We start from the raw sequence: 13,024 nt of genomic DNA, 5'->3' as shown, positions 1-13,024 counted from the left end.
GATGAAGAAGCACCTTAACCTTGTGTTGGGGTGTTTTTTCATTAATAGAGGATGAGTGAAGATGAATCACGAAGAGGAACAATTACAAGTTATCACGAAGGTAGAGAAGCAAAAGCAGGGAAGGCACCGCTATAATATTTATTTGAATGAGGACTATGCGTTTTCTGTTCATGAAGATATATTGATCAAGCATCGCTTAAATAAAGGGGAAACCTTATTTCAACAAGCCATTGAAGCCATCATTCTGGATGAAGAGCGGAATCTGGCTTATGTTAAGGCGCTTTATATGGTGGGGAGACGTCCACATTCCTTATCTGAAGTAAAGCGTAAGTTGAAAGAGAAAGGTTTTGAAGCGCCAATTATTGAGTGGGCCAGTGAGAAGCTTATCGAGAATAAGTATATTAACGATGAAGAATTTGCAAAGATGTGGTCAGACAATCGTGTAATCTCGCAACGTAAAGGTCGTAACTTAATTCGACAAGAACTTCAGCAAAAAGGCATCCACCAGGATGTTGTGAAAAGCACAATGGAATCCATAAATCCCGATGATGAATACGCGGGGGCCTTGAAAATTGCTAGGACGAAATGGAAGCAAACATCAGGGAAAACGATAGATAGAAAGCGTAAGACAGGGGCTTTTCTCATGCGTAGAGGCTTTACGGGGGCTATTGTGACAAAGGTCTTGGGACTGATTAGTACGGAAACTGACGATGACATACTAGAGATGGATGAAGTCTTTGATGATAATTAATGCCATTAAGTATTCGAGGATTTAATTAATGGCATTAATAATCGATGGAGCCAATTTGGGCCAAATTAATCAAGTCTTGGACATTCGCTTGACAAGCTTCTTCGACAAAAGATAAAATAACAGTGTATATTTTCATAATGTATTCAAAATCATACTAATTTCATTGATTTTGAGAGGGCAGCTGTAAAAACCGCCAATTTTTACACTGTTTGATTATGGATTATTAGCACTATAGTGCCCTAACGCACAGTGCGCATTCATTTAAAAGCCATACTCTTCCTAATAAAGAGTATGTATGACTAGTCAAACAATTAAATCGGATTAAAAAACCGAAGGTATCCCAGGCTAACACCTTGGAGAAACCAACGAGGAGGTGAACAAGATGACTGCCATCTGGATCGCGATCATTCTCGTTGTTGGAGCTGCATGCTTAGGGATTGGTTATTTTATCCGTAAATCTCTTGCAGAAGCGAAAATTTCCAGTGCTGAAACAGCCGCTGAGCAGATAAGAGAATCTGCCAAAAAGGAAGCAGAAGCACTGAAAAAAGAAACGGTTCTGGAAGCAAAGGACGAAGTGCATAAACTGAGGTCCGAAGCTGAAAAAGACATTCGTGAGCGTCGGAATGAAATTCAACGACAAGAAAGACGATTGTTGCAAAAAGAGGAATCGCTGGATAAAAAATTAGAATCTCTCGAGCGTAAAGAAGAGCTAGTAGCCAACAAAGAGAAGCGAATCGAGGATACACAAACACAAATTGATCAGCTTTATAAAAGCCAAGTGTCCGAATTGGAACGCATTTCTGGTCTTACAATGGAAGAAGCTAAGAGTATTATTCTTACTAATGTAGAGCAAGAAGTTCGCCACGAAACAGCACAGCTTATCAAAGAGATCGAACAGCAAGCCAAAGAAGAGGGCGACAAGAAAGCACGTGAGATCATCACACTAGCTATTCAGCGTTGTGCGGCGGATCACGTAGCTGAGACTACAGTTTCAGTTGTCTCGTTGCCAAATGAAGAAATGAAAGGCCGTATTATCGGTCGTGAAGGAAGAAATATTCGTGCATTGGAAACTCTTACGGGTATTGACCTTATTATTGATGATACGCCAGAAGCTGTAATCTTATCAGGCTTTGACCCAATCCGTCGTGAAATTGCTCGTACTTCACTTGAGAAGCTTGTGGCGGATGGACGTATCCACCCTGCACGTATCGAAGAGATGGTTGAGAAGTCCCGCAAAGAAGTGGACGAACGTATCCGCGAATATGGGGAGCAAGCAACGTTTGAAGTTGGCGTACACGGATTGCATCCTGATTTGATTAAGATTTTGGGACGCCTGAAGTTCAGAACAAGTTACGGACAGAACGTGCTGAAGCATTCCATGGAAGTAGCGTATCTGGCTGGATTAATGGCCGGGGAGCTCGGGGTAGACGTAACTTTGGCGAAACGTGCCGGGCTGCTTCATGACATTGGTAAAGCGCTAGACCATGAAGTTGAAGGGTCACACGTAGAAATCGGTGTCGAGATTGGTAAGAAATACAAAGAACATCCAATCGTTATCAATAGTATTGCTTCTCACCACGGTGATGTGGAAGCAACATCTGTCATTGCGATGCTTGTCGGAGCTGCTGATGCATTGTCTGCAGCAAGACCAGGTGCTCGTAGAGAAACATTGGAGACGTATATCAAGCGCCTTGAGAAGTTGGAAGAGATCTCAGAGTCATTTGAAGGTGTTGAGAAATCATACGCCATTCAAGCTGGCCGCGAAGTCCGCGTCATGGTTCAACCAGAGAAAGTGGATGACACTGAGGCGTTCCGTTTAGCCCGAGATATTACGAAGAAAATCGAGGGTGAACTCGATTATCCAGGACATATTAAGGTTACGGTCATTCGTGAAACAAGAGCTGTTGAATACGCCAAATAAGAACCAAATGCGAAAAGTGGCTATTATAGCCACTTTTCCTTATTTTCAAGGCCGACTGTAGACTCCGTCTGCTAGGAATTAGAACAACTTCGGTCTATAAAGGAGCTTTCACGACGTTATGAAAATTGTATTTATCGGTGATATTGTAGGATCCGTTGGAAGAAAAGCATTAAAAAATATCATGCCTAGACTCAAGCAATTACATCCACATGCCGTATTTATTGCCAATGGAGAGAACGCAGCAGCTGGTAAAGGGATTACTGCAGCGATTGCGAAAGAGATTTATGAGATGGGCATTCAAGCAATCACGATGGGAAATCACACATGGGATCAAAAAGAAATTTTCGATTTCATTGATCGTGATGATAAAATGGTTCGTCCTGCTAACTTTCCGCCTGGAACGCCTGGAAGAGGTCACACGGTTATTAAAGTCAAAGATCAAGAACTTCTCATCATAAATTTGCAAGGACGTACATTTTTACCGCCAATTGATTGTCCATTCCGCAAGGTTGATGAAATCTTGGAAGGTGACAAGAAGAAACACAAATTCGTTTTCGTTGATTTCCATGCGGAAGCAACTTCAGAGAAAATCGCGATGGGTTGGCATTTGGATGGAAAGGTATCAGCCGTTGTAGGAACGCACACACACGTGCAAACGAATGACAACCGCGTATTACCACAAGGAACTGCTTATGTGACCGATGTGGGCATGGTAGGGCCGCGTGATGGCATTCTAGGTGTTGAACGAAACGCAGTACTACAGAAGTTCAAGACTCAACTCCCTGTAAGATTCATAACGGATGAAGGTAAGTGGCATTTCCATGCGGTTGTGATTGAATTAAATGATCAGACCGGCTTAGCCAAAAGCATTAATCTGATTCGATATGATGAGGATCAAGTTTTCATGGATTAATTGTTTCATATAAGATAGCGTTTATGCTGCAATGGAACGATCTTTTGTGTTCTCGTTAATAATCGAATGAAATAGCATGTTTGATCAGCCTTGTGAATATGATGGGTATTGGAAGCTATCCATCATTTCCGAGGAGGTACTATTCATGGATGTATTAAAAGTTTCAGCAAAATCCAATCCAAACTCCGTAGCAGGTGCATTGGCAGGCGTATTGCGTGAACGAGGAGCAGCTGAGCTCCAAGCGATAGGCGCAGGCGCATTAAACCAAGCCATCAAAGCAGTAGCTATCGCAAGAGGATTTGTGGCGCCTAGTGGAGTCGACTTAATTTGCGTACCAGCCTTCACGGATATCGTCATTGATGGGGAGGACCGGACAGCTATCAAATTAATCGTTGAACCGCGGTAGAGTTCGATTAGCTACATATGGGTTTGACTTCTTACCTTAACTGAAGGCTACAACTTCATGTTATCACAGTACCTATGAAACCTCTGTATAGAGGTTTTTGTGTTGTTTAGACACCTAGTACGTATGTGGGGAGGCCATGAAATGATGCGAATAGTCGATGGTCATTGCGATGCGCTTACGAAACTTTATATGAATGCGAAGCTGGACTTTCATACAGAAGAAGATGAATTGGATGTCAGTTTTCCGAGGCTTCAGAAAGCCGGTGTCAAAGTTCAATATTTCGCGATGTATCTTTCTGAGTCGATCTCCAATCCTAATTTTGAGCATGTACTGCAAATGGTAGATGTCTTTCATCGGAAAGTGGCCAGTCATCCTGGGATGAGATTTATTCAAACAGCTTCAGATTGGAGAGCAGTAGAACAAAGTAATGACATCGGCGCTGTTTTGACTTTGGAAGGATTAGATGCTGTAGTAGGGAACTTCACTTATTTACGCATGCTTTATCATCTAGGAGTTCGCAGTATAGGACTTACATGGAACTATGCAAATTGGGCAGCTGACGGGGTCATGGAGCGGAGAAATGGTGGATTTACAAAAAAAGGGCTAGCGATGTTAAAAGAAATTGAAAGTATGGGTATAATAGTCGATGTATCCCATCTGTCTGCTGCTGCTTTCTGGGAGCTTGTTGATCTATACAAGAAACCATTTATAGCTTCCCATTCAAACGCTCAGCACTTATGTCCTCATCCAAGAAATTTATCAGATGAACAGATTAAAGCTATCATTTCATGTCAGGGATTGATGGGTATAACTTTTGTTCCTTACTTTCTGGAGAGCGCTAAGGGAGAAGTACACATTTCATCGATCCTGAAGCATATTGATCATATCTGTGCATTAGGCGGGGAGACTCATGTTGGTTTTGGATCAGACTTTGATGGGATCGAACATTGGGTGAAAGATTTAAGACATGTTGGACAATACGGAAATATTATAGAAGCTTTATGTAAAAACTACAGAGAGTCACAAGTAGAGGCTTTTCTGTATGGGAATTGGCGTAATTTCATGCTGGCGAACCTTCCGCAATGAATAAGTGGAAATCAATCTAAAATTGATATGGATACAATCTAAAAACTCTATCTTTTAGAAACGGTTAAACCTCTTGCATTTTACTCTGTAAAGGCATAGAATTTGGTTGACAAGTGAAAGAAAATTTTTATTGCATCAACTTACATTACTACACAATTAGCTTATCAAATTTTCTTCATGCAGCTACAATCAAAAGGAGTGGACGTACGGTGATTAGTCAGTTATCTTGGAAAATCGGAGGTCAGCAGGGTGAAGGGGTCGAAAGTACAGACCGCATTTTCTCTACTGCATTGAACCGTCTCGGTTACTATTTGTATGGGTACCGTCATTTCTCTTCACGGATTAAGGGGGGACATACAAATAACAAGATTCGCATCAGCACCAAACCGATTCGCGCAATTTCAGACGACCTCGATATTCTTGTAGCGTTTGACCAAGAAAGTATCGATTTCAACGCACACGAGCTTCGCGACAATGGTGTAATCGTTGCGGATGCTAAATTCAACCCAGTTTTACCTGAGGGTATTAAAGCTAGATTGTTCCCTGTACCGATTACTGCGATTGCAGAGGAATTAGGAACGTCCCTATTTAAGAACATGGCCGCGTCAGGCGCTTCATGGGCTCTACTTGGCTTGCCAATTGACGTGTTTAATAAAGCAGTTGAAGAAGAATTCGGCCGTAAAGGTGCAGCTGTTGTTGAGAAGAATATTGAAGCCGTTCGTAAAGGTGCGGAATCCGTACTTGAACTAGCTGGCGGACCTATTGCGGACTTCCAACTTGAGCCTGCGGATGGCCAACAAAAATTGTTCATGATCGGTAATGATGCGATCGCTCTTGGAGCTGTTGCTGCAGGTTGCCGTTTCATGCCTGCTTACCCAATTACACCAGCATCCGAAGTTATGGAATACTTGCAAAAAGTACTTCCTAAAATGGGTGGAACCGTTATTCAAACGGAAGATGAGATCGCAGCTTGTACAATGGCAATCGGCGCTAACTACGCTGGAGCACGTGCATTGACAGCATCTGCAGGTCCTGGTCTTTCCTTGATGATGGAAGCAATCGGTCTAGCTGGTATGACAGAAACGCCTGTTGTTATCGTTGATACACAACGTGGTGGTCCAAGTACAGGTCTTCCAACGAAGCAAGAACAATCCGACTTGAATGCAATGGTTTACGGAACTCACGGTGAGATCCCGAAAATCGTTCTTTCCCCAAGTACAATTGAAGAGTGCTTCTACGATACAATTGAAGCTTTCAACCTTGCTGAGAAATATCAAGTGCCAGTTATTCTTATGACAGATCTTCAGCTTTCACTTGGTAAACAATCCGCAGAAATGCTGGATTACAACCGCATCGTGATTGACCGCGGTACGCTGGTGACTGAAGCTCCTGAGCAAGAAGCTAACCAATTGTTCAAACGTTATGAGTTCACAGAGAACGGTGTTTCACCGCGTGTGATCCCAGGCGTTAAGAACGGTATTCACCATGTAACAGGTGTAGAACATGACCAAACGGGTCGTCCTTCCGAGAGCACTGAAAACCGTCAACGTATGATGGATAAACGTCTTGAGAAGTTGAAACACATCCAAGTTACAGATGCGATTAAATTTGATGCTCCTCATGAAAATCCAGACCTTCTCATTATCGGTATGGGTTCCACAGGTGGTACGATTGATGAAGCAAGACAACGTGTTGAATTGGAAGGTATCAAAACTAACCATGCGACTGTACGTTTGATTCATCCTTTCCCAGCTGAGCAATTGAGACCACTCGTTGAAAAAGCGAAAACAGTTATTGTTGTCGAAAACAACGCAACAGGTCAATTGGCAGATCAAATTAAACTGCATGTTGGTCACGCAGATAAAATCAAAAATGTTCTTAAATACAACGGTAATCCTTTCTTACCAGCAGAAATCGAACAAAAATGTAAGGAGTTGACTTTAGCATGGCAACATTAAAAGACTTTCGTAACAATGTAAAGCCTAACTGGTGTCCTGGATGCGGAGATTTCTCCGTACAAGCAGCTATTCAACGTGCTTCAGCTAACGTTGGATTAGAGCCAGAAAACTTAGCAATCGTATCAGGTATCGGATGTTCCGGACGTATCTCAGGATATATCAATGCATACGGTTTCCACGGTATCCACGGTAGATCCCTTCCAATCGCACAAGGCGTGAAAATGGCTAACCGCGATTTGACAGTTATCGCTTCTGGTGGAGACGGAGACGGATTTGCAATTGGTATGGGTCACACTGTTCATGCTATTCGTCGTAACATCGACGTTACTTACATTGTAATGGACAACCAAATCTACGGTTTGACTAAAGGTCAAGCATCCCCACGTAGTGCGGAAGGCTTCAAAACGAAAAGCGTACCATCCGGTACAGTTGAGTCTGCCATTTCTCCTTTAGAAATCGCAATGGCTGCTGGTGCTTCATTCGTAGCACAATCCTTCTCCAGTAACTTGAAACAGTTAACTGCTGTTATCGAAGCTGGTTTGAATCACAAAGGTTTCTCCTTGATCAACGTATTCAGCCCATGTGTAACTTTCAATAAAGTGAACACATATGACTGGTTTAAAGAGAATATCGTAGACTTGGATGAGATTCCAGACTATGATTACACAAACCGTGTGATGGCGATGACCAAAATCATGGAAACTAACTCCATGTTGACAGGCATCATCTATCAAAACAAAGAGAAGAAGAGTTATGAAGACTCACTACCTACCTTTGCTAAAGAGGGTCTTACTAAACAAGATCTTAAGCTTTCTGAAGCTGACTTCAGCAAATTGCTTACTGAGTTCAAATAAACGATTTCTTATGAAGGCATATGGAGAAATTCCGTATGCCTTTTTTGATGAGCGGAGATACTGACAACGTAGACGCTGCTTGATCTGCAAGATTTTATTAAAGAAAGGATGACTTTCCACTATGCCTATGATACCTATCGGTGTTTCAGCAAGACACATACATCTATCGCCAACAGATTTAAATATCCTCTTCGGTGAAGGTTATGAGCTATCGGTATTTAAAGAACTTTCCCAACCGGGTCAATTCGCGGCACAAGAAACGGTGGCGATCGTTGGACCCAAAGGACAGTTTGAGAAGGTAAGGATTCTTGGGCCTGTACGCCCGCAGACACAAATCGAGGTTTCTCGGACGGATGCTTTTTCATTAGGAATACACCCGCCAGTACGGGAATCCGGACATATCGAGGGTACACCAGGTTTGCGTGTTATTGGTCCTAAAGGAGAAGTTCCTTTGGAGCAAGGCGTCATCGTTGCAGCAAGGCATATTCATTTCCATACCACAGACGCCGAGCAGTGGGGCATTCAAGACAAACAATTGCTTCGTGTTCATTTGCGAGGAGAACGACCACTTATTTTGGAGGATGTTATAGCACGTGTGTCTGATCAGTTTGCATTAGATATGCATATCGATACGGATGAAGGCAATGCTGCTGGCGTAAAAACGGGAGAGCAGGCTGAACTCCTTTTATAAGGTTAATGCCATTAATAAATATCGAAATGTCAAAGAAGTGCATCCTTTACCTACGTGTAAGGGCCTTCTTAAGCATAATTTGTTGTATTTAACATACATAAGATTGTCAAACTTTCATTATTCGCATATATTCGACAAAAACATATAGAGCCACCCTCTAAATCATGATAAGATTGTTTTTAAGAGTCAGCTAATCAAGCATAATGTTTGGTTGAAACCAGTTGCTCCTTCAAGTAAAACATTATTTCTTGTAGTTAGGGGACATCATTGTGGAAACAATCTCAAGCACGTATCACCTTTCGCTTGTCATTTTTTCAATCGTAATTGCGATCATCGCATCATTTGCTGCTTTGGATTTAGGGATTCGCATTCACAAAGCCAAAGGATCCGCGAGGCTAGCGTGGTTATCTGGCGGCTCTTTTGCAATGGGGATGGGCATTTGGTCGATGCATTTCGTCGCTATGCTGGCTTTTCATTTAACAATCTCGGTTACATACCAGTTATCTATGGTTATTTATTCGATAATCCCAGCGCTGCTTGCATCATGGATTGCCTTATCCATCATAAGTCGGCCTGTCATGCGAAAATCACATGTGTTCGTCGGGGCTATTTTTATCGCAACGGGCATTGTTTCCATGCATTACATCGGAATGGAAGCGATGGTCATGGGAGCCACAATTACATACAATCCGTTTCTGTGGGCGCTTTCTGCAATTATCGCTTATGTCGTTTCATTAGTAGCGCTCCTTTTGTTATTTGCGGTAAAAATGAACGCCAGTTCTCCTCGTATCATGTTGCGGAAAGTAGTAAGCTCATTGATTATGGGTGTTGCGATAGCAGGTATGCATTATACAGGGATGTCGGCGGCCTCATTTGAGCATGATCATACCCGTATGATATCGCAAAATACTTTGGATTCATCGTTATTAGCTTATTTGATAGGTTTTGGAGTTTTGTTTGTTTTGGGATTAGCATTCGCCAGTACGTTTATTGATAGACGATTTGAAAATCAAACCAATATGTCAGAAAGAAGATTTCGTTCTGTCGTAGAATCAGCCCATGATGCCATTATTTTAGCCGATAACAAAGGTGCCATTATTTCTTGGAATAAGGGAGCTAATCTCATTTTCGACTATGAAGAGCAAGAAGTCATTGGTGAACACATACAGTTTCTTTTTCCAGAACGCTACGTTATAGCTTATCAGCATAGCATGGAGCAATTGCTAAGAACAGGCGAAATGAATGAGCTAAGTAATACGATTGAGCTAAGCGGTTTAAGAAAAGATCAAACAGAGCTGCCTATTGAACTTTCAATTGCCGTATGGAAGGAAGAGGGGAATACGTTTTTCAGCACGATCATTAGGGATATTTCGGAGCGCAAAAAAGCTGAGGATAAAATTAATCAGATGGTGTATCGGGACCCCTTGACTGGCCTGCCCAATCGGCATTTATTGAATGATCGACTTAAACACGCATTAGATCAAGCGCATGAGAATAAACAAATGATCGGGATTATGTTTATTGATTTAGACCGGTTCAAGTATATCAATGATACACTGGGTCATGCCATGGGCGATCGTCTCTTATTGGAAGCTTCTAAGCGATTTGAGGCAAGTGCGGGTAAAGGAAATACCGTGTCAAGGCAGGGTGGCGATGAATTTATTGTTCTATGGGTCAATACGTCGACAGATGAAATGATTCAAAAAGCTCGGATAATATTAGAACAATTTACGAAGTCGTTTACGATCGAAGAACATGAGTTATTCGTGACCCCTTCCATTGGAATAAGTCTCTATCCATCAGATGGCGTTGATAGTGATACTCTAATTAAAAATGCGGATACAGCCATGTACCGAGTTAAAGAGTTAGGTAAAAATAACTTTCAATTTTACACGCCAGATATGAATGAAGCGGTAACTCGAAAAATGCAGATGGAAATCGGTCTGCGTAAAGCATTGGAACGAAAAGAATTTAGAGTGTATTACCAGCCTCAAATTGATGTAAACACAGGTCACGTTATTGGAACTGAAGCACTTATTCGTTGGGAACACCCGGAATGGGGGCATATGTCTCCAGCAGATTTTATTCCATTAGCTGAAGAAACAGGTCTTATAATTCCTATCGGGGAATGGGTCCTGAACGAGGCTTGCCGTCAAAACAAAGAGTGGCAGACACAAGGATATCCACCATTGCGAATGGCTGTCAATATGTCATCACGACAATTTAAGCAAAGTAATTTGATCGACACCGTGAGTAATGCATTGGATCTGTCTGGCTTGGAACCGCAATACCTTGAGCTAGAGCTGACGGAAAGTATTATCCAAGATTCCAAATATGCTATTACGACGATGCAAAAGTTGAAAGACATGGGTATCTTTTTATCGATCGATGACTTTGGAACAGGTTATTCTTCTTTAAATTATTTGAAGCATTTCCCGATTGATAGCTTAAAGATTGACCAATCATTTACACGGAACATGTTTGAGAATACGAAGGATGCCGCTCTTATCCATACTATCATTACGATGGCACATAATCTAGAATTAAAAGTGATTGCAGAAGGTGTAGAAACAGAGGAACAACTGCAATTCCTTTTGCAACGTCAGTGTAATGAAGCACAGGGATATTTATTTAGCCGTCCTATCCCCGCTAAGGAAATGACCGGCATGATTAAGAAGCAGTATACCTACGGGGATAAGATTATATAAGAATAAGCCTTCTCGCAGGAGAAGGTTTTTGGCTTACAGTCGTGATACAGAAGCGAATATGGATATACAGGTATCTTTTGTGCTATAATTTGATATTGGGTTACGACAATAAGTGCTATATTTATAGATAAAGGGAAGTGAATTCATCATGTCAAAGGAGAACCAAAATACATCGGACATAAAATCCGACAAGGTTAAGGATTACTCCAAATACTTTGACTTCTCGGATGCGAAGGTGTTAAGCCAAGAAGAGGGCAAAACGACATATCGCATTAAAGGGCGAAATATTCAAATTAACGCTGCGCCGAATTATAAGGATGAGAAACAGCGGGGCAAAGAAGACATTCAGGTTCATTATGATTTTGCCATTCCCGAAGATATGCAACAATTTGGTCAAGATAAATATTATTTAATTACGACTTACGGCTGCCAAATGAATGAGCACGATACAGAGGTCATGAAGGGCCTATTCGAGCAAATGGGCTATCAAGCAACGGAAGATAAACAAGTAGCTGATGTCATCCTGCTGAATACGTGTGCAATTCGTGAGAATGCCGAAGATAAAGTGTTCGGTGAACTTGGGCATTTGAAAACCTTGAAGGCTCAGAAACCTGGACTTATTCTTGGCGTCTGTGGATGTATGTCACAAGAAGAATCCGTTGTAAACCGTATTATGCAAAAGCATGCGTTTGTCGATATGATTTTTGGGACGCACAATATCCATCGGTTGCCTAGCCTATTGAAGGATGCCTATTTCAACAAAGAAATGGTTGTCGAAGTATGGTCCAAGGAAGGCGATATCGTTGAAAATCTCCCTAAGAAGCGGGAAGGTATCCGTGCTTGGGTTAACATTATGTATGGCTGTGATAAATTCTGCACCTACTGTATCGTTCCTTATACGCGTGGTAAAGAGAGAAGCCGTAGACCGCAGGACGTATTGGCAGAGGTTAGGGATTTGGCACGTCAAGGGTTTCAGGAAATTACGCTACTTGGACAGAATGTCAATGCTTACGGCAAAGACTTTGAAGATATAACGTACACTTTCGCTAATTTGATGGATGACATTCGCAAAATTGATGTTCCACGAATTCGTTTCACTACTTCGCATCCACGCGATTTCGATGATCGCTTAATCGAGGTTCTGGGCAAACGCGGTAACCTGGTGGAGCATATTCACTTGCCTGTGCAAGCAGGGAATACAGAGGTTCTGAAACGAATGAGCCGGAAGTATTCAAGAGACCACTACTTGCAGCTAGCGGGTAGAATTAAAGCAACAATGCCTGACGTCGTCTTAACAACGGACATTATTGTTGGTTTCCCAGGAGAAACGGATGAGCAATTCGAGGATACGATGACGCTGTATGAAGAAGTTGGATTTGATTTCGCGTTTACATTTATCTATTCACCGAGAGTAGGTACGCCTGCAGCGGAGATGGAAGATAATGTTCCCATGGAAGTGAAGAAGCAACGGTTATACCGTCTGAATGAACTGGTGAACAAGTTGAGTAAAGATAGTAATGAGCGTTTGTTACATCAGACTGTGGAAGTGCTAGTCGAAGGAGAGAGTAAGAAAGATGTGGATGTGCTTGCAGGCCGCACGCGGACGAATAAGCTCATTCATTTCACCGGTGATCCTTCTTTGATCGGTCAAATGGTTGATGTAAAAGTTACCCATGCACAAACATGGATCTTGAAAGGCGAGATCGTTCAGAAGCCACTTGAAGTGTCGGTATAAA

General features: G+C 42.1%; 10 protein-coding genes. All 10 read left to right on the top strand.

Annotated features, from left to right (window positions below; translation table 11 throughout):
• The first annotated feature begins 61 nt into the window (after window positions 1-61).
• The 10 genes from A8709_RS18390 (at window position 62) to miaB (ending at window position 13,023) form a co-directional block, all read left to right on the top strand.
• Window positions 62-751, top strand: a complete 690-nt coding sequence (locus A8709_RS18390; protein WP_065853806.1) for a regulatory protein RecX — start codon at window positions 62-64, stop codon at window positions 749-751.
• A 382-nt stretch (window positions 752-1,133) separates the two neighbouring features.
• Complete coding sequence (gene rny / locus A8709_RS18385; protein WP_028558347.1) at window positions 1,134-2,672, top strand: ribonuclease Y; 1,539 nt, start codon at window positions 1,134-1,136, stop codon at window positions 2,670-2,672.
• A 118-nt stretch (window positions 2,673-2,790) separates the two neighbouring features.
• Window positions 2,791-3,585 carry a TIGR00282 family metallophosphoesterase gene (locus A8709_RS18380; protein WP_065853805.1) on the top strand — a complete coding sequence of 265 codons (795 nt, stop codon included), beginning with the start codon at window positions 2,791-2,793 and terminating at the stop codon, window positions 3,583-3,585.
• Window positions 3,586-3,730: 145 nt separating this feature from the next.
• On the top strand, window positions 3,731-3,991 hold the full coding sequence (locus A8709_RS18375; protein WP_028558349.1) for a stage V sporulation protein S: 261 nt from the start codon (window positions 3,731-3,733) through the stop codon (window positions 3,989-3,991).
• Between the two features lie 123 nt (window positions 3,992-4,114).
• Window positions 4,115-5,077, top strand: coding sequence for a dipeptidase (locus A8709_RS18370; protein WP_341833429.1), 963 nt, complete (start codon window positions 4,115-4,117; stop codon window positions 5,075-5,077).
• Between the two features lie 209 nt (window positions 5,078-5,286).
• On the top strand, window positions 5,287-7,035 hold the full coding sequence (locus A8709_RS18365; RefSeq protein WP_065853804.1) for a 2-oxoacid:acceptor oxidoreductase subunit alpha: 1,749 nt from the start codon (window positions 5,287-5,289) through the stop codon (window positions 7,033-7,035).
• Entirely contained in the window at window positions 7,023-7,889 is an 867-nt protein-coding gene (locus tag A8709_RS18360) for a 2-oxoacid:ferredoxin oxidoreductase subunit beta (protein ID WP_065853803.1), read from the top strand. The genes A8709_RS18365 and A8709_RS18360 overlap by 13 nt, the downstream gene beginning before the upstream one ends.
• 121 nt (window positions 7,890-8,010) lie before the next feature.
• Window positions 8,011-8,580 (top strand): phosphate propanoyltransferase, encoded by a 570-nt coding sequence (gene pduL / locus A8709_RS18355; protein WP_065853802.1) that lies wholly within the window; start codon window positions 8,011-8,013, stop codon window positions 8,578-8,580.
• 269 nt (window positions 8,581-8,849) lie between these two features.
• Window positions 8,850-11,288 (top strand): bifunctional diguanylate cyclase/phosphodiesterase, encoded by a 2,439-nt coding sequence (locus A8709_RS18350; RefSeq protein ID WP_065853801.1) that lies wholly within the window; start codon window positions 8,850-8,852, stop codon window positions 11,286-11,288.
• A gap of 148 nt (window positions 11,289-11,436) precedes the next feature.
• Window positions 11,437-13,023, top strand: a complete 1,587-nt coding sequence (miaB, locus tag A8709_RS18345) for a tRNA (N6-isopentenyl adenosine(37)-C2)-methylthiotransferase MiaB (RefSeq protein WP_065853800.1) — start codon at window positions 11,437-11,439, stop codon at window positions 13,021-13,023.
• The last annotated feature ends 1 nt before the right edge of the window (window position 13,024 follow it).

It is taken from the genome of Paenibacillus pectinilyticus (assembly GCF_001700435.1).
Taxonomy (GTDB): Bacteria; Bacillota; Bacilli; order Paenibacillales; family NBRC-103111; genus Paenibacillus_E; species Paenibacillus_E pectinilyticus.
This window is presented reverse-complemented; position numbering and strand designations above follow the sequence as displayed.